The sequence below is a fragment of the Gordonia phosphorivorans genome (assembly GCF_042432625.1).
GTDB classification, from domain to species: Bacteria; Actinomycetota; Actinomycetes; order Mycobacteriales; family Mycobacteriaceae; genus Gordonia; species Gordonia phosphorivorans.
This window is the reverse complement of record NZ_JBHLWV010000019.1, coordinates 141803-164382: the sequence shown is the minus strand read 5'-3', so window position 1 is coordinate 164382 and position 22580 is coordinate 141803. Positions and strand designations below refer to the sequence as shown.

The following is a 22580-nucleotide window of genomic DNA, read 5'->3' as shown; positions in this document are numbered from 1 at the left end:
ACTGATCATCACGCGATGGCCCACCCCAACGGCGACACCAAGCTCTCCGGCGTGTCCACCGCCCTCAGCGAGCCACCAAACCCCACCACTCCAGGGGACTCACCCCGAGGAGACGCACGCCACTCCATCGGATGAACGCGCACACCAGGTCAACCGAATCAGCCGACGCGATCTCGGCCTGCAACTCATGGCCAATGGACGGCTCACCGTTGCCGGCATTGGTCAGAAGAGCCACCTCGGATAGGGGCGTCGCGGGTCGGACGGATGTCCGATCGAGAACGCCGGGACCGGGGTCTCGGCGCAGCCGCTGTAACTGCTGAGCCGGTTCCACGATCATTTCCTGCGGCGACTTCAGGAGCGCCAGGACAGCATTTGCCGTGCGAATACGCTCCGGAGGTTCCGATATTTCAGACAGGGCGCGGGTGACAACACTACCGATATGACGGGCGAATACGTGTGGCTGGTCGGCCTTGTCGACGTCGGCGAAGGTGGGATTCAGCTCGCTGAACCGCAAGCTCTCGTCCAGTTCTTCGGTGAGGAGTTTTTCGAAGATTCCTTCGCGCATGGAGCAATCCTTGCAGACCGTATCGGGTTATTGCTCTGTCGTTCGTTCGGGTGACGCTGGGCGTGGGCCGAGATTTTCGAGTTGCCCGCGATCTGTAGACGTGAGGGAATGTGGCGGGTAGCGGAAGAACTCGCCGTTAGCCAGGAAACGCCTAGGAGTGGCGGGCGTTATGGGCCGCCCGGCTGATGGTCTCCAAGACTCGGAGGAACACGGTGCCGGCCGGGTCCACGATGGTGACGTGGTTGGTGTCGGGGAGCAGGACGAAGCTGGCGGTGGCGCCGGCTTTGGTGGCCGCGTCGATGTAGTTGCGTGAGAGCAGGGGCGGCACGACGCGATCCTTGGTTCCGACCATGGCGATGGTCGGCATGGACGGATCGATGTTCTGGATCGGATCCACCGACGCGTAGCGCTCGGGGACTTCCGCGGGTGTTCCGCCGAGCGCGCGGACGATTCGATCGTCGCCGAGGCTCACGGCGGTGCGCATGTCGAGCGGGCCGGCGAGGGAGACGACGCTGGTGGGGCGGTACTTCGGCTTCGCGCCCACTTCGTCGTCGTCGAGCTTGTGCCGGGTGCCGGCCCACATGGCGAGCTGGCCGCCCGCCGAATGCCCGACGACCACGGCGTTGTCCATGTCGATGGCCGGGTTGGCGCGCCCGACCTCAGGGGCGAAGTCGATAGCGGCCGCGACATCGGCGAAGGTCTGCGGGTACCCGCCGCCGGAGCCGAGACGTCGATACTCCACGTTGTAGACCGCGAGCCCGCGCTCAGCGAGCCGCCGGGCGAACGTGACAAAGGTGTCGGCGCCGATCTGCGACTGCCACGAGCCGCCGTGAATCAGCACCACCAACGGCACCGATCCGTCGGGGTGGTCGCCCTTGGGAAGGAACAGATCCACCCAGTTCTGGTCGTGGTCGCTCTCACCGTCGGCCACCGGATACACGTACCGCTCGGCGTCGACGTTCGACGAGGCGATCACCTCGGCGAACGCTTCCGGTGCTTCGCTCGCCGGAATCGGCGCGGCGACGGGGCTGCCGTCGGTGTCGGTGGAACAGCTTGCTACCAGCGCGGTGGCCGTCAACGCGGCGATCAGACTGCCGATGCCCCTAAAACGCCTCGCCATGTCAGTTCACCGCCCCGTTGATCAGCGACGTGGGGATCAGACCGTCGCCCAGCCCCCACTTCTCGGCGATCTTCTTGATCTCGCCGGAGTCGATCAGTCGCTGGATCGACTGCTGCAGGGCCGGACCCAGAGCGGAACCCTTGGCGACGGCGAAGGCGTAAGGCTGGGTGTCGAAGGGGGCGTCCGCGGCCTCGAGACTGTCCGGGGACTTCTTCACCTCCCACAGGATCGCGGGGGAGTCGGCGGAGACGGCGCTGATGTCGCCCGCGCGGAGCGCCTCCAACGCGGCGTCGAGGCTGGCGAAGCGGACCACTTCGAGGGCCTCCTTGCCGGTGTCGGTGCACGCGTCGCTCTTGGCCGGCAGCTCGGCGAGGAACTGCACGGTGTCGGTTTCGGCGCCGACCTTGAGGCCGCACGCATCGTTGGGATCGACGTCGGTACCCGCCTTGCGCGCCCACTGCGTCCCGGCGCTGTAGTACGTCACCAGGTCCACCTGTGACTGTCGAGCAGGAGTGTCGAAGAGGCCGCGCGCCGCCACGTCCACCTCGCCGGCCACCACGCCCGGCAGCAGTTCGGGGAAGCCGAGCTCACGGAAGTCCGCGGTCAGCCCGAGGTCGGCGGCGGCCGCGTTGAGCACGTCGACGTCGAATCCGCTCAGGACGCCGTTGGCCTCCCGGAACTCCATCGGCGCGAACGGGATGTTGGTCCCGACGGTGAGCTTGCCGGAGTCGCGGAGGTGTTGCGGCAGTGAGCTGAGCGGCGCGGTCGGGGCGTCGTCGGCCGGCTGGGGCGACGAACACCCGGCGAGCATGGCGGCGGAAAGGAAGAGGGTGCACGCCAGCGCGGCTCCGCGTCGTCCGAGTGTCACAAAGCGCTCCTCGTGTGATGCCCCCCGCTTACCGTACTGGGCCGCTGCCCAGAACAGCGATGGATGTCACTCGAAAGGCATTGTGGGTCGGAGGACTCGCGCCGGCGTCACTGCGCTTTCCGCAGTGCCCGCCGCGCGAACTCGTCGAGTGCCTCCGTGATGTCGGTGGCGCACCACATCCGGTTTCGTCGGTACCCCGTGAACTCTGTGAGGATTCCTGCCTCGACCAAGGGGCGGATCGCCCGTGCGGCATTGGACGCGGACATGCCCAGGGCCTGCGCCGCACTCGCGCTGTCGATCACCGGCTGGCGCAGGAGAACCTCCATGAGCTCCCGCGCCCGGGCGTCCGAGCGGAGGTTCACCCGAGAGTCCCAGTCGCCGCGGATGGCGCGGAGGTCGGCGATGAGGCGGCTACCGTTGACCACTGCTGCCTGCGCGGCTCTCGCCACGGCTTCGACGATGGGAACCACGTCGCCGCCGCGGTAGGAGTCCAGGGCGCGGAAATACCCGTCGGTGTCGGTGAGGAGACCCGCGGACACCGGGACGGTGACGTTGCGGGTCAGCCCGAGGGACATCAGCATTGCTTGGAGCAGTGCCCGCCCGGTTCGGCCGTTGCCGTCGGGGAACGGGTGAATCGTCTCGAACTGGGCGTGTGTCAACGCGATTTGCGCCAGCGCCGGCAGATCGGTGCGCTGCGTGAAGTCGATCAGATCGTCGATCAAGCCGGGAACGTGCGTCGCCTGCGGTGCGATGTAGTCGGCGTCGTGTGGACCGATGCTGCTCCCGCCGATCCATACGGCTTCGGTGCGCCAACGGCCGGCGATCTCGGGTGCGTGGTGTGACATGAGTGCGCGGTGCATCGCCACGATGGCCTCGGCATCGAGGTTGTCGACGAGTGCCAGTGCGGCGCGCATGGCGGCGACGTTGCCGACGATCTCGGTGGCGTTCCGCTTCTCCCGACTGCCGAGTTCGGCAAGGGCGATCTGTTTGGCGCCCGAAGACAAGTTCTCGATCTGGGACGACGCCGCGGCTTCCGAACGCAACAGAACGGTGGCGAACGGGGCGAGTTCGGCGCCGAGCTCAGCGTCGAATCGGGTGATCAACGTGCTCGCATCGTTGACGAGGCCGTGCAGTTCGGGGGTGAGGAGCGGGGTTCGATCAGCGATCGGTGCGACGAGGGCCGCTGAGTACGGTCCGCGATAGCGTGCGCGTTGCGCGCGGGTGAGCAGCTCTCGCGGGACCGCGGGCCGCCAGTCGACCTGCTCGAGGTCGACGCTCGGCCAGCTGCTCTCCGGAAGCGAGGTCATGGGGCCACCATACCGTCGGTTATCGAATAAGCGACGATAAGAGACTTCCGTACGGTCAGCCGGCGGGCGTCACGCGAAGAGGTGCTGGCCCCAGTACTCGCCCGGCTTCAGGCCCGCAGGGACGGCGAAGTGCGCCGAGCCGTTGGGGATCAGATACTCGGTCATCGCATCCTTTCGGGACATGTCCTGCTGCATCGGTATGAACTGCGTGTGCGAGTCGCGGTTGAACGCGATGAAGAACAGCCCGGCGTCGAGATGGCCGAAGCCGTCGGAGCCGTCGGTGAAGTTGTAGCCGCGCCGCAGGATTCGGACGCCGCCGCGGTTCTGCGGATTGGTCACGGCTACATGGGAATTGCGCGGGATCCGCGGCGCACCGCCGCTGGTGACCCGGAAGTCGGGCTCGTCGAACTCGCCGACCTGCCCCAGCGGAGCACCCGGCCCCTTGGTACGGCCGACGATGAGTTCCTGCTCCAGCAGATTCGCTCGATCCCACGGCTCGATGTCCATCCGGATCCGGCGCGCCACCAGGTAGGTGCCGCCCGTCATCCACTGTGCGGCAGGAGGATTGTCCTGCTCGCCGACCCACACCCACTTGTTCAGGTCGTCGGTCTCGTCGGCGCGGATGTTCGCGGTGCCGTCCTTGAAACCGAACAGGTTCCGGGGCGTGTCCTGGGAGCGGGTGGTGGCCGAGGTCCGGCCGAAACCGAGCTGGGACCACCGCACCGAGACGACGCCGACGCCGATCCGCGCGAGGTTGCGGATGGCGTGCACGGCCACCTGCGGGTCGTCGGCGCAGGCCTGCACGCAGATGTCGCCGTAGCTGCGCTGCGGTTCGATCTTCTCGGCGGCGAACGCCGGCAGGTCGGTGAGGCCGGCGGGCTTGCGGGCGGCAAGCCCGAATCGGTCGGGACGGTCGGGGTAGGCGGCGCTGGGGCCGAACAGTCCGGGACCGAACCCGACGGTCAGCGTCAGGTGCGCGGCCGACAGGCCCAGTGCTTCGCCGGTGTCGGTGGGCGGCACATAATCGCCGAGGCCGATCGCACCGTCGGGCGTGACCTCCTCACCGCGCGTCATCCGTTCGGCGGCGTCGGTCCACTTCTGCAGCATCGCGACGACGTCTTCACGTTTGTCGGTGATCACGTCGAAGGCGGCGAAGTGCAGACGATCCTGCGCTTCGGTGACGATGCCGGCCTGATGCGCACCGCGGAAGGCGACGGTGTGCGAGGCGTCGAGCGCGGCATCGCGGCCGAACGCGTAGCCGCCCCCGAAGCCGACGGCGGCCGCGCCCACACCGGCGGCGCCGCCGAGCACCGCGCGCCGGCTGATACCGGTCATTGCTGCATCACGATGCCGGGCACTTGCGACAGCGTGGCCGAGAGCGCGTCGATCTGGTCCGACAGGTCGCGGCGCTTGGCCTCGGGCACCGTGTCGTAGGAGACGTAGCCGTCGCCGGAGCGCAGCGCGTCGATCTCGGCGCGCACCACGCCGAACTGCTCGGTGATCTTGTCCATCAGCGCCTGGTTGCGCGCGGAGATGATCGGCGCCAACTCGGCGATCAGCGTCTCGGCGCCGTCGACGTTGGCGGCGAAGTCCCACAGGTCGGTGTGGCTGTAACGGTCTTCCTCGCCGCCGACCTTGGTGGCTGCGATCTCGTCGATCAAGGCCTGCGGGCCCTGCACGAACATCCGCGTCTCGAAGTCGAAGTCGGGCTTGTCCACCTCGGTCTGCAGGGTTTTGACGTCGGCGAGGAGACCGTCGGCCACCTTGTCGATCGCCGCCTTGGTGTCGTTCTTCGCCGCGTGTGCGGCATCGGCCGGTGCCACCTGGCCGGGGGCGTCGCCGATCTGCTCGGGCTTGGGCGCCCACAGGTAGCGTTCGATCCGGTGGAAGCCGGTGAACTCCTGCTGGCCGTCCTCGGTGTCGTCCCAGCGCATGTCGATCTGCGGGTCGAGGTCCTGGAAGCTCTCGGCCACCGGCTCGACGCGCTCGTAGAAGGTGCGGGTGAGGCCGAACTCGGCGCGCGCGGTATCGAGGTCGCCGGACTTCACCGCGCCGACGAACTTCTCGGTCTGGGCCACCAGGTCGCCCACCTGGCCGCGCACGTAGGTCAGGTACCGATCCTTGGCCTGCTCGACGTCGGCCGGGGCCTGCGACTTCTCCTTGGCCTCGCCGGTCACGGTGAGATCGTGCCGGATGCCTGCGCCGACCATGCCGGGCTTGCATGCCACCTGGTAGGTGCCCGGCTCGGTGAACTGGACGGTCATCGTGCTCTTGAGTCCGGGCCCGATGTTCTCCACCTCGCCCAGGACGCGGTTGTTGTTGCCGAAGACGTAGAACTCGGTGACCTTGTTGCCGTTGTTGGTGATGGCGAAGCTGACGTCGCCGGTGGCGGCCTCGGTGGTGGCCAGCTCGCACTTGTCGTCGGTGGAGCTGACGGCGATGGCGTCGGCCGACGACTTGGCCTGGCACGCGGCCAGGGTCAGGGGCACCGCGACGGCGATCCCGGCAGCGGTGAGACGACGAGCGTTAAACGGATGCGCCATCGGCGACTTCCTTTCGAGAGGGCGTCCGGCCGCGAAGCAGGAACAGGGGAGTGACGATCGCGACGTAGGCGAGCCAGGCGAACACCTGCAGCCACGACGGGTTCGCCGAGAAATTGAAGATTCCGGAGGCGATGGCGCCGTACCAGCTGCTGGTGTCGTACCAGGAGCTGATGTCGTAGGCGGCGCTGTTCAACCCGGGCAGCCATCCGTACACCTGGAGTGCGTGGACTCCGTACGAGAGGATCCCGGCCGCCACGACGATCAGGAACAGGCCGGTGTAGGTGAAGAACTTGTTGAAGTCGATCGAGACGGTGCCGAAGTACAGCAGTGTCGCGAGCCCGGCGGCGATCAGAATGCCGAGCAGCAGACCCACCAGCGGCCACACGCCGCCGGAGATGCTCTCCGCGTAGCCGACCATCAGCAACGCGGTTTCCACGCCTTCGCGGCCGACGGCCAGGAAGGCCACGCTGAAGACGGCGACCGCACCCAGCTCCAGTGCCGAGGACAGGTTCGACTTCAGGTCGCCGGAGATGTGCGCGGACGCCTTACGCATCCACAGCAGCATCGAGGTCACGATGACGACGGCGACCATCGAGGCCAGCCCGGCGATCAGCTCTGCGGTGAGGTTGCTGACCGTGGACGTGCCGAAATGAATGATCAGGAAGATGCCGATCGTCATGACCAGCGCGGCGATCACACCCGCCCACAGCCAGCGCAGCGCATCCCGTCGGTCGCCCTTGACCGCGAACGCGATCAGGATCATCACGACGATGCCGGCTTCGAGGCCCTCGCGGACGCCGATGAGGCCGCTGCCGACCATCTGGGTGACGACGGACGGCGTGGCGTCGGCGAGTACTGACATCGATCACTTCTTACTGTTTGTCCGTATTGGATAGGCAACCCTTGGTAGGGCGAGGAAAACACTAGCGCGGCGGCGGAGCGACGGGAAGAGCGCGTCTCGGAAATGGGACCAATGGCACCCGGTGAGGCCGGTCACGGGAACTCCGTCGCCGCTTGCGGCGTTACCCCCACGGTGTGGCACGCTGACCCACCGGCGAAAGGAACGACTCCCGACATGACTGCACTGCGACGGCGCCTGGGCGCGCCGCTGCTTCTCGGCGGCGTCGCGCTGGCCACCTCGGCCTGCATCTCCCTGCCGTGGGACAAGCCCGACATCCCGGAAGGCATTCCGCCGGGACCGGGCGTGCAGCAGCCGTACATCGACATCAACGAGCCCGGTCGGACCGCCGACAAGATGCGCGAATGGGCCACACCGATCGCCGCGGCCACGGGAATTCCGGTCACCTCGCTGGAGGCCTACGGCAACGCCGCCGAGATTCAGCGCCAGCAGCACCCCGAGTGCGGCCTGGCGTGGACCACGCTCGCCGGGATCGCCGGGGTGGAGAGCAAGCACGGTGAGCACCGCGGCGCCGAAGTCGCCGCCAACGGCGACGTGCGGCCCGAGATTCGCGGCATGGCGCTCGACGGCACCAAGGGCAACTGGGAGATCCGCGACTCCGACGGCGGCAAGCTCGACGGCGACGACGTCTACGACCGCGCGATGGGCCCGTTCCAGTTCATTCCGGAGACGTGGCAGCGCTTCGGGGTCGACGCCAACGGCGACGGCATCGCCGATCCGGACAACATCGACGACGCGGCGTTGTCGGCGGCGCGTTACCTGTGCGTCTCCTCCGGCGGCGACATGACCACGCCGGCCGGCTGGGAGAAGGCGATCCTGACCTACAACAACTCCATGTCGTACGTGATCCGGGTGCGCAACCACGCCAATGCCTACTCGGTCAACGTGCGCTACTGACCTCCACTAGGCTGGACGTCGAACTCGTCGACGCATTCATCCGGGTGTCGGCACAACTGGCGAATGGGGCTGGGCAGTGGCAATTATCGAGCAGGTCGGCGCGCGAGAGATTCTGGACTCGCGGGGAAACCCGACCGTCGAGGTAGAGGTTCTGCTGGACGACGGCACGTTCTCGCGTGCAGCGGTGCCCTCCGGCGCCTCCACCGGCGAGCACGAGGCCGTGGAGCTGCGTGACGGCGGCGAGCGCTACCTGGGCAAGGGCGTCACCAAGGCCGTGCAGGCCGTTCTCGACGACCTGGCGCCCGAGGTGGTCGGCTACGACGCCGACGACCAGCGCACCATCGACCAGATCCTGATCGAGACCGACGGCACCCCGGACAAGTCCCGCGTCGGCGCCAACGCCACCCTCGGTGTGTCGCTGGCCGTGGCCCGTGCCGCCGCCGAGTCGGCTGGCCTGCCGATCTACCGCTACGTCGGCGGCGCCAACGCGCACCTGCTGCCGGTGCCGATGATGAACATCATCAACGGCGGCGAGCACGCCGACAACGGCATCGACTTCCAGGAGTTCATGATCGCGCCGATCGGCGCCCCGACCTTCGCCGAGTCGCTCCGCTGGGGTGCCGAGGTGTACCACTCGCTCAAGTCCGTGCTGCACAAGCAGGGGATGAGCACCGCGCTGGGCGACGAGGGCGGTTTCGCCCCGAACCTGCCGAACACCGAGTCGGCCATCGCCGCCATCGCCGAGGCCGTCGAGAAGGCCGGCTTCAAGTTCGGCAGCGACATCGCGATCGCGCTGGACTCGGCGTCGACCGAGTTCTTCAACGCGGGCAAGTACCGCCTGGAGGGCAAGGACCTCTCGGCCGACCAGATGATCGACTTCTACGCGAAGCTGATCGGGGAGTTCCCGATCGTCTCGATCGAAGACGGCCTGGCCGAGGACGACTGGGGCGGTTGGGCGGCACTCACCGAGGCCGTCGGCGACAAGGTGCAGCTGGTGGGCGACGACCTCTTCGTCACCAATCCGGAGCGTCTGGCCGAGGGCATCGAGAAGGGCATCGCCAACGCGCTGCTGGTGAAGGTGAACCAGATCGGCACCCTGACCGAGACCCTGGACGCGGTCACCATGGCGCACAACTCCGCCTACGCCACCATGATGAGCCACCGCTCGGGCGAGACCGAGGACACCACCATCGCCGACCTGGCCGTCGCCTGCGGCTGCGGCCAGATCAAGACCGGTGCCCCCGCGCGTTCGGAGCGAGTGGCCAAGTACAACCAGCTCCTACGCATCGAGGAAGGTCTGGGCGACGCGGCACGGTACGCGGGCGCCGAGGCGTTCCCGCGTTTCGGCGCGTGAGCGTGATTAGCTAGAACAATGGCGACGAGCGAGTCCGGGCGAGGCAGCCGGGCGCGGGGTTCCGGACGTGCGCGCACGTCCGGAGCGGCCGGGCCCGCGGTCCGTCGAACCCGGACTCGCTACCGTCGCGAGACCCGCCACGATGCCGCGGACACCGGTGCGGTGGCCGTCATCGACGCGCCGGTCGAGACCGACGTCGACGACTCGGTCGACGAGGCGCCCGACACCGTCGCGGGCATTCGTCTGCCCGCGGTGTTCGCGCGGGTGCATTCGGTCTTCTCCCGTCGCGTCATCGCCATGGTGGTGGTCCTGATCCTGCTGGCGGTGACCCTCGCCGTGCCGGTGCAGACCTACTGGAATCAGCGCGGGGAGTTCCGTCGGCTGCAGGCCGCCAACGAGCAGTTGGCGCGGGACGTGGAGCACTATCAGCGGCGGGTCACCGAACAGAACGACCCCGCCTACATCGAAGCCGCGGCCCGCGAGCAGCTGCAGTATGTGATGCCGGGGGAGAAGCCGCTGGTGCTGACCTACCCGTCGCGCGAGCAGCATGAGCAAGCACAGGAGAAGGCGCGCGAGTACGCGGCCAACCCCTGGTACCAGAATCTGTGGGACGCGGTGTCCACACCGCCGGAGGACAAGTGAGCATTCCCCAGTCGCAACTCGACGCGATCGCCGAACAGTTGGGGCGCGAGCCGCGCGGTGTGCTGGAAGTCAGTTACAGCACGCCCGACGGTCGGCCCGCGGTGGTCAAGACCGCACCCCGCCTGCCGGACGGCACGCCCTTCCCGACGCTCTACTACCTGACCGATCCGCGCCTGACGGGCGCGTGCAGCCGCCTCGAGTCCGGCGGCGTGATGCGGGAGATGTCGGCGCGCTTGCTCGAGGACGCCGAGCTCGCCGCCGCCTACCGTGGCGCCTACGAGAGCTACCTGGCCGAACGGGACGCCATCGAGTCGCTCGGCACCGACTTCGCCGGCGGCGGCATGCCCGATCGGGTCAAGTGCCTGCACGTGCTGGCCGCCCACTCGTTGGCCAAGGGGCCGGGCGTGAACCCGCTGGGCGACGAGACCGTCGCGCTGCTTGCCGACGTCGAAGGGCTCCGCGGCATCGCGGTGCCCGCCGACTGGCCGGCACTGGACGACTGAGGCGATGACTCGCGTAGCTGCCGTCGACTGCGGCACCAACTCGATCCGTCTGCTCATCGCCGATTCCGACGGTGCCGGCGGACTGGTCGACGTGGTCCGCGACATGGTGATCGTGCGACTGGGGGAGGGCGTCGACGCCACCGGGCGCTTCCGTGACGAAGCGATCGCTCGCACCCGCGTGGCGCTCGCCGACTACGTCGACGTGATGAAAACCCATGGCGTGCAACAGGTTCGAATGGTCGCGACCTCGGCCACCCGGGACGCGAGCAATCGTGACGAGTTCTTCGACATGACCGCCGAGCTCCTGGGACAGGTGACCGAGGGTGCCGTCGCCGAGGTGATCTCCGGTGACGAGGAGGCGCAGCTGAGTTTCCGCGGCGCCGTCGGCGGGCTGGACCCGGCCGACGGTCCGTTCGTGGTGACCGATCTGGGCGGCGGCAGCACCGAAGTGGTGATGGCCGACGCCGCCTACTCGGCCGACGTCGGCTGCGTCCGTCTCACCGAGCACTCTCTGCATTCGGATCCGCCCACCTCCGACGAGGTCCGCGAAGCGGAATCGTTTGTGGCCCAACGGTTGGCACCCGCATTCGCCGCAGTGCCCGTGGAGCGGGCGCGGACCTGGGTCGGGGTGGCGGGCACGCTCACCACGATCGCGGCGCTGAATCTTGGGTTGGCCGACTACGACTCCGACGCCATCCACCTGTCCCGGCATCCGCTGACCGACGTCGAGCGGGTCTGCCGGGATCTGGTGAAGGCCACGCGCGCCGATCGCGCGGCGCTGGGGCCCATGCACCCGGGCCGAGTGGATGTGATCGGTGGCGGGGCGCTGGTGACAATGGCACTGGCGCAGGAGTTTTCGGCGCGTGCGTCGATCGCCGAGATGGTCGTCAGCGAGCACGACATCCTCGACGGCATCGCACTGGGACTGCTGGATTGAGGTCGGTAATCGTTAGGGTACGCTGACCTAACTGACCGACCGAAGGGAACTTCTCAGTGAAGCGATCGATGAAGGCGATGGCTGCTGCCGCCGCTGTGGTGGTGGCTGCGGGCCTGTTGACCGCGTGTGGCTCGAGTGGCGACGACGGTGAGGGCGTCACGCTCTATTCGGGCCGCTCCGAAGAGCTCGTCGGGCCCCTGATCACCCGCTACCAGGCCGACGGCATGCAGATCCAGGTGTCCTACGACCGCAAGGCCACCCAGATCCTCGAAGAGGGCTCGGCCTCGCCCGCCGACCTGTTCTTCGCCCAAGACGCCGGCGAACTCGGCCGCCTGTCCGAGGCCGGGCTGCTGGCCAAGCTGCCCGCCGACCTGACCGAGGTGGCCGATCCGGAGTACCGGACCGCCGAAGGCAACTGGGCGCCGGTCACCGCGCGCTCGCGGGTGCTCGCCTACAACCCGGACAAGATGGCCGCCGCCGATCTGCCCGAGGGCATCGACGGTCTGCTCGACCCCAAGTTCAAGGGCCAGATCGGTTACGCGCCGACCAACGCCTCCTTCAAGTCGTTCGTGACGGCGCTTCGTGTGCTGCGCGGTGAGGACGGCGCGCGCGCCTGGCTCACCGCGTTCTTGGCCAACGACCCGCAGAAGTTCGAGAAGAACGGCCAGATCCTCGACGCGGTCAACGCCGGAACCGTCGCGACCGGACTGATCAACCACTACTACTGGGCCGCCGCCGTGATGGAGAAGGGCGAGGAGAACGTGCCCTCGCGCCTGCACTTCTTCAAGAACGACGCCGGTGCTCTGGTGAACGTCGCCGGTGTCGGCGTGCTCGAATCGTCGCCCAACAAGGAGGCGGCCTTCGAGGTGATCCGCGCTCTGCTCAACGACGACTCGCAGCGTTACTTCGCCGAGGAGACCGGGGAGTACCCGATCGCCGTCGACGTGCCGCTGACCGTCGCCGGTCTGCCGCGACTGAACGAACTGTCGCCGCCGAAGCTCAATCTTGACGATCTGGCCGACCTCGACGGCACCGAGGCGCTCCTCACCCAGGTGGGTGCGCTGTAAGGAAAGCAGTACTCACACTCAGCGTCACCGCGATCTGCCTTTTGGTCGCGGTGCCGTTGGTGTATCTGGTGGTGCGGGTGGCCGAGGCCGATGACGTCTGGGGCATCATCTGGCGGGCCCGCACCGCCGAACTTGCCCTCGGCACACTGGCCCTGGCGCTGACGGTGACGCTGTTGTCGCTGATCCTCGGAATCGGGTTGGCGGTGGCCGCGGTCCAGGCCAGCGGCGGACGGCCGTGGATGGTGGGCGTGCTCGCCACTCCGCTGGCCGTGCCGTCGTACCTCACCGGCTTCGCCTGGACCCGACTGTTTCCCGGTTTCGAGGGCTTCTGGGCAGCGGTCCTGGTTCTCACCGTGGCCTGCTATCCGCTGATCCTGCTGCCGGTGGCCGCCGCGCTGGGCGGTTCCGGGCGGGCGCTGACCGACGTCGCGCGCACGCTGGGCCGGGGACCGATCCGCACCTTCGCCACCGTGACGCTGCGCCAGTTGCGGCCGGCCGCGGTCGGCGGTGCCCTGCTGGTGGCGCTCTACGTCCTCGGCGACTTCGGCGGACCCGCGTCGGTGCGGTTCGAATCGTTCACCGTGGGTATCTACAACGCCTACAACGGCGCCTTCGATCGGGTGCTGCCCGCCGTGTACAGCGTCATCCTCATCGCCGCGGCGCTGGTGCTGGCCACCGTGGAGCGCCGCGCACGACGGGCCGACAGCCGGCCGCTGAGCGCGGTGCAGACCGCCGCGCGTGGCGCCGACCCGCGGGCGCGGGCCCTGGCGTGGGTGGCCATGCTGGCCACGTTGACCGTCGCCATCGTGATCCCGGTGGCCGCACTGATCCGGGAGATCGTGCAGTCGCGTCGCTTGGCCGGTCGTTCCACCGGCGAGATCCTGGCCTGGGCGTGGCCCGATGTGGCGGCCACGCTCGGCTACGCCGGGATCGGCGCGCTGGTCGTCACCGCGCTGGCCCTGCCGATCGCGCTGTACACCGCTAAACCACCGCGCCGCGGCGCCGGCCTGGTGGAGAAGGTCTCGTACCTGGGCTACACGTTGCCCGGCGTCACCGTCGGCCTGGCGGTGGTCTTCGTCGGCATCCGGCTCGGGCGCGACTTCTATCTGACCCCCGGGCTCCTGATCGCCTGCTACGCCATGCTCTTCCTGCCGATGGCGGTGGCGCCGATCCGCACCGGGTTCGATGCGACCGCGGGCTCCCTCTCGGATGCGGCGCGCACCCTCGGCGCCGGACCGTGGTCGGTCCTGTGGCGAGTCCGCCTCCCGTTGGTCGCGCCCGGTATCGCCGCCGGAGCCATGCTGGCCGCGTTGGCGATCGCCAAGGAACTCCCCGCGACCCTGCTGCTGCGGCCCATCGGGACGTCGACGCTGGCCACGCACATGTGGAGCCTGTCCAACGACGGCGCCTCCGGTGAGGCCGCGGTCCTCGGCCTGATTCTGATGGCGGTGGCCGCGGTCCCGGCCGCCGTCCTGTCCACCCTTCTCCTCTCGAACGGAGGCCGACAGTGAGCGAGACGATGTTCACCGAGACGATGTTGAGCGTGGCAGGGGTGTCGGTGGCCTACGGCGACCGGACGGTGCTCGACGATGTGAATCTGGACGTGCCCGCCGGCTCGATCACCGCGGTGCTCGGCCCGTCCGGCTGCGGCAAGACGACATTGTTGCGGGCCATTGCGGGGTTGGAGCCGATCACCGCCGGCACGATCACGATCGCGGGGGAGACCGTCTCCGATGATCGGCGGCGTGTGGCCCCCGAACACCGCGATGTGGGCCTGGTGCCGCAGGACGGCGCGCTGTTCCCGCACCTGACTGTGCGCCGGAACATCGGCTTCGGTCTTCGATCTCGTGCCGGCCGCAACGACCGGGTCGAGGAGATGATCGCACTGGTCGGTCTCGGGGAGGTCGCCGACCGTCGCCCGGGCAAGCTGTCCGGCGGCCAACGGCAACGCGTCGCGCTCGCCCGGGCGCTGGCCCCGGCGCCGGCGTTGATCGGCCTGGACGAGCCGTTTTCGGCGCTCGATGCCGGCCTGCGCACCCGGCTGCGCAGCGAGGTGGGGCGGCTGCTGCGGCAGTACGGCGCGACGGCACTGCTGGTGACCCACGATCCGGTGGAGGCGCTGGCGCTGGCCGATCAGGTGGTGGTGCTGCTGGACGGCAGGGTGCGCCAGACCGGCACCCCCGAGGAGGTGTACGTCAACCCGGCGGACGACCGTGTCGGCGAGCTGTTCGGGGATCTGAACCGGATCGTGATCGACGGCCAGGTGCACGTGGTGCGTCCGCACGAGATCCGCCTGGCGCAGGTGGATCCGGGGACCGGCCAAACCCTCGGCACGGTGGCCGCGGTGGAGTTCCGCGGTTCCTACCATTCGGTGTTCGTCGAGCCGGTCGGTGAGGGAGCCGCCCTCTCCGTGGTGGTGCCCGCCGCCGAGACCGTTCCCGCGCTGGGCACCGAGGTGGCCGTCGAACTGGCGGCCGTGGCGGTCTAAGTGCGTTTGGCGCGTCGAAGAGTGCTGAAAATCGGGTGGACCGCGGGCATATTGCCCGCGGTCCCCCCGATTCTCAACACTTTGTAGCCGAACGGCGTCGAGCGAACCTCACGCTTAGCGTGCGCACGCCTCGCAGACCGAGTCGGGGATCACCCCGGCCCGCTGCAGGTAGCCGAAGGCCACGCAACCGAGGCAGAAGCCGAAGGCGCCTTCGAGGAACGCGGCGACGATGAGGGCGCCGACCACGATCTGGGCGGCGAGGCCGAAGCCTGCCAGCGACAGGATCAGCGCGGTGAGGGAGAACGCGAGGCCGATTGCCTGTGCGAATCGTTTCGGCGGGCCCGGAACGATCTTCTCCTTCTTGACCAGCTTGGGCACGATCACATGCACGGCCAGCCGGCCGAACGGCGAATACCGCGGACCGCCTGCCACTCGCAGTGCGAAGCCGACGGCCAGGATCGCGTACAGCCACCACTGGTCGACGGCGATCGCCGCGATGGCCAGCGCGATCACCAGTCCCGCGGTGGAGCGGGCCGCGTAATCGTTGACGGGGTTCGGGAAAGCGAAGGCGTCGCGCCATCCACTGCGCCACCGGCTGGGCGGGGTCGACTCGACCGCAATCGTCGTTTCGACCTTCGTGAACACGTCCGTCACCACTGCCTCCATCGTCTTGACCGAACGACTCAGGCTACGTCGCGGGCCGGCGATTCCCCCAGAATTGCGCGCGCGATGATTTCAACGAGCGCTCAGGGGAATTCGGCGAGGATCGCGAGGACGCCGTCGCCGTACTTGGCACGCTTGCCTTCGCCGATGCCGGTGATGGCGAGCAGTCCCTCGCTGTCGGTCGGCCGGATCTGGGCGAGTGCTTCCAGAGTGTTGTTGTTGAAGACCGTGTACGGCGGGGCGCCGAGCTCGCGGGCCACCGACGCGCGCCAGCCGCGCAGCGCTTCGAACACCTCGGTGTCGGGGCCGGACAGGGCGGTGGCGGTGCGTTTGGCGCCGCGACCGGCCGTCGACCGGACCCGTTTGGCTTCCTCCCGGAAGGTCACCGTGACGTCGCCGCGCAGCACGCCGCCGGAGGCCTCGGTGAGGGTCAGCACGCCGTACTCGCCGTGCGGGGCGACGAATCCCTGCGCGATGAGCTGCCGGATCACGCCGCGCCAGGCGGTCTGATCCAGTTCGGTGCCGATCCCGAACGTCGACAGGCGCCGATGTCCGAGTTGCTCGATGCGCGTATTGGACTTGCCCAGCAGGATGTCGATGAGGTGACCGGCGCCGTAGCGCTGACCGCTGAACTCGCGATCCAGCCGCCAGACGGTGGACAGCACCTTCTGCGCCGCGACCGTGCCGTCCCAGGTCGCGGGCGGACTCAGGCAGGTGTCGCAGTTGCCGCACGGCGCGATCTCCTGACCGAAGTACCGCAGCAGTTGCACGCGCCGACAGGTCGCGGTCTCGCACAGGGCGAGCATGGCGTCGAGCAGTCGGCCCTGGGCCATCTTGTGGGCCTGATCGCCGTCGGACATCTCGATCAAGCGGCGCTGCTGCACCACGTCGGCCAGACCGTAGGCCATCCACGCCACCGACGGCAGGCCGTCGCGTCCGGCGCGACCGGTCTCCTGGTAGTAGCCCTCCACGCTCTTGGGCAGGTCGACGTGCGCGACGAACCGCACGTCGGGCTTGTCGATACCCATGCCGAAGGCGATGGTCGCCACCACCACGGTCCCGTCCTCATCGAGGAAACGTCGCAGGGTGGCCGCGCGCTCTTCGGCCGGCAGCCCCGCGTGATAGGCCATCGCGTCGACGCCGTTGTCGCGCAGGTACTTTGCGTGCTTCTCGACGCTCTTGCGGCTGAGGGCGTAGACGATGCCGGTCAGCGGCACGCCGTCGTCGAAGCCCTCGGTCTTGATGAAATCCAACAACTGTTGGGCCACACGGTCTTTGGCTTCGATCCGATAGCTGATGTTGGGGCGGTCGAAGCTGGAGACGAACTGCCGGGCGTCACCGAGATGTAGGCGCTCGACGATCTCACGGCGCGTCCGATCCGTCGCGGTGGCGGTCAGGGCGATCCGCGGGACGTGCGGCCAGAGCTCGGCGAGCTCGCCGAGCGCGAGGTAGTCGGGCCGGAAGTCGTGGCCCCACTGGCTGACGCAGTGCGCCTCGTCGATAGCGAGCAGGGCGAGCTTGCCGCGACTGAGGAAGTCACGGGTCTGCGGCTGACTGAGGCGTTCGGGGGCGATGTACAGCAGATCCAGTTCGCCGGAGAGAAAGGCCTCCTCCACCTCGATCCGCTCGGACAGGCTCTGGGTGGAGTTGGTGTAGGCCGCGCGCACGCCGAGTTGTTGCAGTGCGCCGACCTGATCGGCCATGAGGGCGATGAGCGGGGAGACGACGATGGCGCATCCGTCGCGCACCAGTGCCGGCACCTGGTAGCAGAGGCTCTTGCCACCGCCGGTCGGCATCAGAACCAGAGCGTCACCGCCGCCGACCACCTGGTCGACGATCTGTGCCTGGTCACCGCGGAAGGAGTCGTATCCGAAGACGGTGCGGAGGACCTCGTGCGGGTCGGTCATCGAGCGGTTACTGCGCCGCCTCGTCGGTGCGGTCGGCTCTGCCGGCGGCCTTGGCTGCCTCGCGCATCTCGAAGCCGTCGGTCACCAGGTCGCCGATCTCGCGGGTCACGTCGACGATCGCCGTGGTGATGATCGAGGCGATCGCTCCGACGCGGTGGGCCGTGTTCTCGGCGATGTCTTGGATCAGATCCTTGTTACGTTCCAGCTTGCCCACCACGTCGACTCCTTCGTTCGTCGCCTCCGACGATACCGATCCCTCGGTGGGGCCTCGAGCAGTACCGCTCGCGCCCGGCACTGCTCGAGGCCCGCGCGGTCAGGCGACCTTCGCCGACCGGGTGGCCTTGGCGGCGTCACCGCAGCGCTCGATGTTCAGAACGATGTCGTTGTCGTCCCGGGTGAACGAGTTGGGCAGGGACAGCTTGGCGATCTTGAGCCAGGTGGAGCCGAGCTGTTGCCGCAGCGATCCGGTGTTGTAGGGCAGGCCGTATTCCTCGCAGATCGCGCGCACCTCGACGGCCATCTCCGGGTAGCGGTGGGCGGGCACGTCCGGGAACAGGTGGTGCTCGATCTGGTGGCTCAGGTTGCCGCTCATGATGTGGAACAGCTCGCTGCCGGTGATGTTCGCCGAGCCGAGCATCTGACGCAGGTACCACTCGCCCTTGGTCTCGTTGGCCGTCTCCTCCGCCGAGAACGTCTGCGCGCCGGTGGGGAAGTGGCCGCAGAAGATGATCGAGTAGGTCCACACGTTGCGGATCAGGTTGGCACCGGCGTTACCGATCAGCGTGGAGACGAAGAACGGTCCGGTCAGCGCCGGCCAGATGAGGTAGTCCTTGGCGACCTGCTTGCTGGCCTTGCGCCACATGCCCTTGACCAGTCCCTTGACGTCCGACCACTTGCGGCGACCGGCGAGGACGTTCTCGGCTTCCAGGTCGTGGAGCATGACGCCCCATTCGAAGGCCAGCATCAGGGCGGTGGCGTAGCCGAGATTGCCCAGGAAGTACGGGTTCCACTTCTGATCGCGCGACATGCGCAGGATGCCGTAGCCGATGTCGCGGTCCTCACCGATCACGTTGGTGAAGGTGTGGTGCAGGTAGTTGTGGCTGTGCTTCCACTGCTCGCCCGGGCACACGGTGTCCCAGTCGAATTCGCGGGAGTTGTAGGTGTCCTCGCGCATCCAGTCGTACTGGCCGTGCATCACGTTGTGGCCGATCTCCATGTTGTCGAGGATCTTGGCCGCGCCGAGGGCCCCGACCCCGGCCAGCCAGAGCGGCGGGACGAAGGGGAGATACATGAGTGCGCGACCGGCGAACTCGAGCTTTCGCTGCGCGCCGATCACCTTGTACAGGTAGTCGCGGTCGGACTGACCGAGGTCGGCGACGATGCGCGCGCGCAGGGCGTCGAGCTCGCGGCCGATCTCCTCGACCTGGGCGGCGGACAGATTCACTTCGGTCGGCCGGGCGGGGGCGACGGTGTCGATGGCCATGACGGACGTCCTTTCGAGAGTGGGGTTCACAGGTCGACGACGACGTCGCCGACCGGTGCGTTGACGCAGAGTTGGATGGGCTGGTCGGCCTCGGAGTCGAGTTCGCCGGTGAGGATGTTGCGCGTGCAGCCGGAGATGCGCACCGTGGTGCACGAGAAGCAGATGCCCATGCGGCAGCCGTACTCCGGGCTCAGTCCGGCGGCCTCGGCCTGTTCCAGCAGGGTCCGGCCGTCGTTGGCGGCGGTGGTCTCCGAGGCAGTGAAGGCGACGGTGCCGGTGATCGGCTGGTCCGGATCGAGGACCGGGGCGGTGTTGAGGGTGAACGCCTCACTGTGCAGGCGATCGGTGAGCCCGCGGGCGTCGTGGTATTCGCGCACTGCGTCCATCAGCGACGGCGGTCCACAGAGGAACACCTGTGCACCGTCGGCGTCGGCGAGCCCGTCGAGATGCGCGGCGCGGAAGTGTCCGTCGTGGTCGGTGCGGGTGTACTGCAGGCGCAGCTCGACGTTGCCCAGCATCGCCGCCAGGCCCTCCAGTTCGGCGAGGTACGGGACGTCCTCGGCGGACCGGGCGTAGTGCACGAGTGTGACGGGCTCGGAGTGTCCTTCGGCCACGAGTGTGCGCAGCATTGAGATGACGGGTGTAATGCCGCTTCCGCCGCTGACCAAGACGGTGCGGGCCGGGCGCGGACTGGGCAGGACAAAGGTGCCGGCGGGGGCGGACAGTCCGAGGACGTCGCCGATCTGGACGGCCTCGCGCAGGTGCTTAGACAGGAAACCGTCGGGGTGTGCGGTGATGGTGAGTTCCACGGTGCCGGTGGTCTGTGAAGCATTCGCCGGCGAGAAGAAGCGCCGGTGGCGAACACCGTCGATCACGGTGCTGACCTCTACATACTGTCCGGGACGGTGGCCCCGCCACTGCCGGGTCGGGGCGAGGGTGAGGGTCACTGTGCGGTCGGTCTGGAGGGTGCGGCCGACCACCTTGGCGCGCGTCTCCCGCCACGTCAGCATGGGATTGACGAACTCCAGATAGCGGTCCACCGGGTAGGGCGTGACGGCGGCCTCGACGAGATTCTCGAGGAGGCCTGCGATTCGAGAAGCCATGATCTCTCCTGATTTCAGTGCACGGGTGTACACAAAGAACGATGACACATGTTGAAGTCGAGCGGCAAGCGCTTGGCGGTGTGTCGCCCGTCACCGCCTAGACTTGGCGGTGTGGCTTCTTCGAAGAACTCCGGTGGCAGCGGGGGCAGTGGTGACGCGCGGCGTCGTTCCCGCGCGGAGAAGAAGGAAGAGACCCGGCAGGCTCTGCTGGATACGACCATCGAGTTAGTGGACGACCGTTCATTCGGCAGTCTGTCCCTGCGCGAGGTGTCGCGCGGGGCCGGCATCGTCCCGACCGCCTTCTACCGTCACTTCGCGTCGATGGAGGATCTCGGCGTGACGCTGGTGGAGGACTCCATGCGGGTGCTGCGCCGCGCGCTCCGTGAGGGGCGGCGCGACATGGTCAAGAGTGGAATGCCCAGTGCCCGTGAGTCATTGGACATCTTGTTCCGTCACGTACGTTCGGATGAGGCCAAGTTCCGCTTCCTGATTCGCGAGCAGCACGGCGGTGTCACCGAGGTGCGTCGTGCGATCAACACCGAACTCCGGTTGTTCTCCCGGGAACTCGCGATCGACTTGGCGCGGATTCCCGCGCTGGTTCGGTGGGAGGCGGACGACCTGGAAACGGCCGCCGATCTCATCGTCACCATTATGATGACGGCGGTAGCGGACCTGCTGGACGGCGACGGACGCTCGGGGGCGGCGGATCAGCTGATCAGGCGCGCCGAAAAGCAGCTGGTGATGGTGATTCTCGGAATGGGGCAGTGGAAGACCGATGACTGACGTGCGGGTGGGAACGGTCTTCGGGCCCTATCGGATTGATGCGCTGCTCGGCCGTGGCGGAATGGGCGCGGTGTATCGCGCGTACGACACCGTGCGCGACCGGGAGGTGGCGCTGAAGCTGTTGGGTGGCAGCGCCGTCGACGACGGGACGTTCGCCGAGCGCTTCCGTCGCGAATGCCAGTTGGTGGCCAAACTCGGTGAGCCGCACATCATTCCGATCCACGACTTCGGCGAGCTGGACGGCACGCTCTACCTGGACATGCGCCTGGTGGAGGGTGAGAACCTGCGTCAGCTGTTGCGTCGTGTGCACGCCTTGCCGGCGAATGAAGCGGTGGCCATCATCGAGCAGGTGGCCGCGGCACTGACTGCCGCGCACGCCGGCGGGCTGGTCCATCGGGACGTGAAGCCGGAGAACATCCTGGTGGCGCCGACGGGCTTCGCCTACCTGGTGGATTTCGGTATCGCCCACGATGGCAACGACTCCGGTCTGACCAAGACCGGTACCGCCATCGGATCGACGGCCTACCTCGCGCCCGAACACTTCGACAATGCGCCGGTGGCGCCCTCGTCCGACGTCTACGCGCTGGCCGCGGTGCTGTTCGAGTTGCTGACCGGTCGGCCCCCGTTCGCCGGGGATACGGTCAGTTCGGTGATCAAGGCCGCGGTGCTCAACGAGGCGCCGGCGCCCAGTTCCCTGAACCCCGATGTCCCGGCCGGCTTGGACGTGGTCCTCGCGCGCGGTCTGGCCAAGGATCCGGCCCATCGTTATGTATCGGCGGCCGAGCTCGCCGGGGCCGCCCGCGCCGAGCTGAGCCATGACTCGGCAACGGAGTTCATTCAGGCCGCGTCGGCGACGGAGTTCATTCCGGCCGGGCCGACGACAGCGGCCTACGCCGGTACCGAGTTCGCGCAGGCTCCGGTCGGCTACCCGATGCCGCCGCAGCCGGTGGGCTATCCCGCTTCGCAGCAGCCGGTCGGTTACCCGGTTCCGCAGCAGGGGCCGCCGTCCAGCGGTAGTCGCACCACCCAGCTGGTGCTCGCCGGCATCATCGGGTTGCTGATCGCCGCCCTGATCGGGCTGGCCGTGTACTACTTCGGTTTCGCAAACAAGGACGACGACTCCGCCGCCGCGTCGCCGTCGACCACCACCTTGACCTCGACTATGACTACTGAACCCGGCGGCCAGCCCACCCAGTTGGCCACGACCGCCTGCAACTCGGCGGTTGGCGTCGGGGGCAGTGTTACAAGCTGTGAGTTCGCCCAGTCGGTACTCAGCAGCTATCTTGCCGCCGGTCCCGCTGGGCAGTCCCGCGTGATTACGGCCTTCAGTCCGGTCACTGGGCAGTCCTATCAGATGGCATGCAACGCCGAGTCGGGGATTATTGTTTGCCGTGGTGGCAACGACGCAGTGGTGCACATCTATTAATCGGT

Annotated in this window: 22 protein-coding genes; 10 read left to right on the top strand and 12 right to left on the bottom strand. The window is 68.0% G+C overall.

Annotated features, from left to right (window positions below; all coding sequences use genetic code 11):
- Positions 1-64: 64 nt before the first annotated feature.
- From ACFFJD_RS09255 to efeU, 7 genes are all read right to left on the bottom strand, one after another.
- Complete coding sequence (locus ACFFJD_RS09255; RefSeq protein ID WP_382363369.1) at positions 65-565, bottom strand: hypothetical protein; 501 nt, start codon at positions 563-565, stop codon at positions 65-67.
- 151 nt (positions 566-716) lie between these two features.
- Positions 717-1685 (bottom strand): alpha/beta hydrolase family protein, encoded by a 969-nt coding sequence (locus ACFFJD_RS09250; protein ID WP_382363367.1) that lies wholly within the window; start codon positions 1683-1685, stop codon positions 717-719.
- A 1-nt stretch (position 1686) separates the two neighbouring features.
- Positions 1687-2553, bottom strand: a complete 867-nt coding sequence (locus ACFFJD_RS09245; RefSeq protein WP_382363365.1) for an ABC transporter substrate-binding protein — start codon at positions 2551-2553, stop codon at positions 1687-1689.
- Between the two features lie 107 nt (positions 2554-2660).
- The gene (locus tag ACFFJD_RS09240; protein ID WP_382363363.1) at positions 2661-3860 is read right to left on the bottom strand and encodes a Fic family protein; all 1200 of its coding nucleotides are present in this window, start codon (positions 3858-3860) and stop codon (positions 2661-2663) included.
- Positions 3861-3929: 69 nt separating this feature from the next.
- Positions 3930-5195, bottom strand: coding sequence for an iron uptake transporter deferrochelatase/peroxidase subunit (efeB, locus tag ACFFJD_RS09235; RefSeq protein ID WP_382363361.1), 1266 nt, complete (start codon positions 5193-5195; stop codon positions 3930-3932).
- Positions 5192-6403, bottom strand: a complete 1212-nt coding sequence (gene efeO / locus ACFFJD_RS09230; RefSeq protein ID WP_382363359.1) for an iron uptake system protein EfeO — start codon at positions 6401-6403, stop codon at positions 5192-5194. Before efeO ends, efeB begins: the two co-directional genes overlap by 4 nt.
- Positions 6387-7265 carry an iron uptake transporter permease EfeU gene (gene efeU / locus ACFFJD_RS09225; RefSeq protein WP_382363357.1) on the bottom strand — a complete coding sequence of 293 codons (879 nt, stop codon included), beginning with the start codon at positions 7263-7265 and terminating at the stop codon, positions 6387-6389. The genes efeO and efeU overlap by 17 nt, the downstream gene beginning before the upstream one ends.
- A 213-nt stretch (positions 7266-7478) precedes the next feature.
- Here efeU and ACFFJD_RS09220 point away from each other — a divergent pair, with 213 nt between their 5' ends.
- From ACFFJD_RS09220 to ACFFJD_RS09185, 8 genes are all read left to right on the top strand, one after another.
- A complete protein-coding gene (locus ACFFJD_RS09220; protein WP_382363355.1) occupies positions 7479-8219 on the top strand; it encodes a lytic transglycosylase domain-containing protein in 741 nt (246 codons plus the stop codon).
- Positions 8220-8295: 76 nt separating this feature from the next.
- Positions 8296-9573: a phosphopyruvate hydratase gene (eno, locus tag ACFFJD_RS09215; protein WP_382363353.1), complete on the top strand. Its 1278-nt coding sequence runs from the start codon at positions 8296-8298 to the stop codon at positions 9571-9573.
- A gap of 18 nt (positions 9574-9591) precedes the next feature.
- On the top strand, positions 9592-10215 hold the full coding sequence (locus ACFFJD_RS09210; RefSeq protein ID WP_382363351.1) for an FtsB family cell division protein: 624 nt from the start codon (positions 9592-9594) through the stop codon (positions 10213-10215).
- Complete coding sequence (locus ACFFJD_RS09205; protein WP_382363349.1) at positions 10212-10718, top strand: DUF501 domain-containing protein; 507 nt, start codon at positions 10212-10214, stop codon at positions 10716-10718. Before ACFFJD_RS09210 ends, ACFFJD_RS09205 begins: the two co-directional genes overlap by 4 nt.
- 4 nt (positions 10719-10722) lie before the next feature.
- The gene (locus ACFFJD_RS09200; protein WP_382363347.1) at positions 10723-11655 is read left to right on the top strand and encodes a Ppx/GppA phosphatase family protein; all 933 of its coding nucleotides are present in this window, start codon (positions 10723-10725) and stop codon (positions 11653-11655) included.
- 56 nt (positions 11656-11711) lie between these two features.
- Positions 11712-12722 (top strand): extracellular solute-binding protein, encoded by a 1011-nt coding sequence (locus tag ACFFJD_RS09195; protein ID WP_382363345.1) that lies wholly within the window; start codon positions 11712-11714, stop codon positions 12720-12722.
- A gap of 50 nt (positions 12723-12772) precedes the next feature.
- Positions 12773-14233: an ABC transporter permease gene (locus tag ACFFJD_RS09190; protein WP_382363343.1), complete on the top strand. Its 1461-nt coding sequence runs from the start codon at positions 12773-12775 to the stop codon at positions 14231-14233.
- Entirely contained in the window at positions 14230-15210 is a 981-nt protein-coding gene (locus ACFFJD_RS09185; protein WP_382363341.1) for an ABC transporter ATP-binding protein, read from the top strand. Before ACFFJD_RS09190 ends, ACFFJD_RS09185 begins: the two co-directional genes overlap by 4 nt.
- 114 nt (positions 15211-15324) lie before the next feature.
- On the opposite strand, the gene ACFFJD_RS09180 is transcribed toward ACFFJD_RS09185, so the two are convergent.
- The 5 genes from ACFFJD_RS09180 to ACFFJD_RS09160 form a co-directional block, all read right to left on the bottom strand.
- Positions 15325-15831, bottom strand: a complete 507-nt coding sequence (locus ACFFJD_RS09180) for a DUF4395 domain-containing protein (RefSeq protein ID WP_382363380.1) — start codon at positions 15829-15831, stop codon at positions 15325-15327.
- A 125-nt stretch (positions 15832-15956) separates the two neighbouring features.
- The gene (gene recQ / locus ACFFJD_RS09175; RefSeq protein ID WP_382363339.1) at positions 15957-17780 is read right to left on the bottom strand and encodes a DNA helicase RecQ; all 1824 of its coding nucleotides are present in this window, start codon (positions 17778-17780) and stop codon (positions 15957-15959) included.
- A gap of 7 nt (positions 17781-17787) precedes the next feature.
- Positions 17788-17997, bottom strand: a complete 210-nt coding sequence (locus ACFFJD_RS09170) for a hypothetical protein (protein ID WP_382363337.1) — start codon at positions 17995-17997, stop codon at positions 17788-17790.
- Positions 17998-18093: 96 nt separating this feature from the next.
- A complete protein-coding gene (locus ACFFJD_RS09165) occupies positions 18094-19263 on the bottom strand; it encodes a fatty acid desaturase family protein (protein ID WP_382363335.1) in 1170 nt (389 codons plus the stop codon).
- A gap of 26 nt (positions 19264-19289) precedes the next feature.
- Complete coding sequence (locus ACFFJD_RS09160; RefSeq protein WP_382363333.1) at positions 19290-20366, bottom strand: ferredoxin reductase; 1077 nt, start codon at positions 20364-20366, stop codon at positions 19290-19292.
- A gap of 111 nt (positions 20367-20477) precedes the next feature.
- Here ACFFJD_RS09160 and ACFFJD_RS09155 point away from each other — a divergent pair, with 111 nt between their 5' ends.
- The gene (locus ACFFJD_RS09155) at positions 20478-21149 is read left to right on the top strand and encodes a TetR family transcriptional regulator (protein WP_382363331.1); all 672 of its coding nucleotides are present in this window, start codon (positions 20478-20480) and stop codon (positions 21147-21149) included.
- On the top strand, positions 21142-22575 hold the full coding sequence (locus ACFFJD_RS09150) for a serine/threonine-protein kinase (protein WP_382363329.1): 1434 nt from the start codon (positions 21142-21144) through the stop codon (positions 22573-22575). Before ACFFJD_RS09155 ends, ACFFJD_RS09150 begins: the two co-directional genes overlap by 8 nt.
- Positions 22576-22580: the final 5 nt, after the last annotated feature.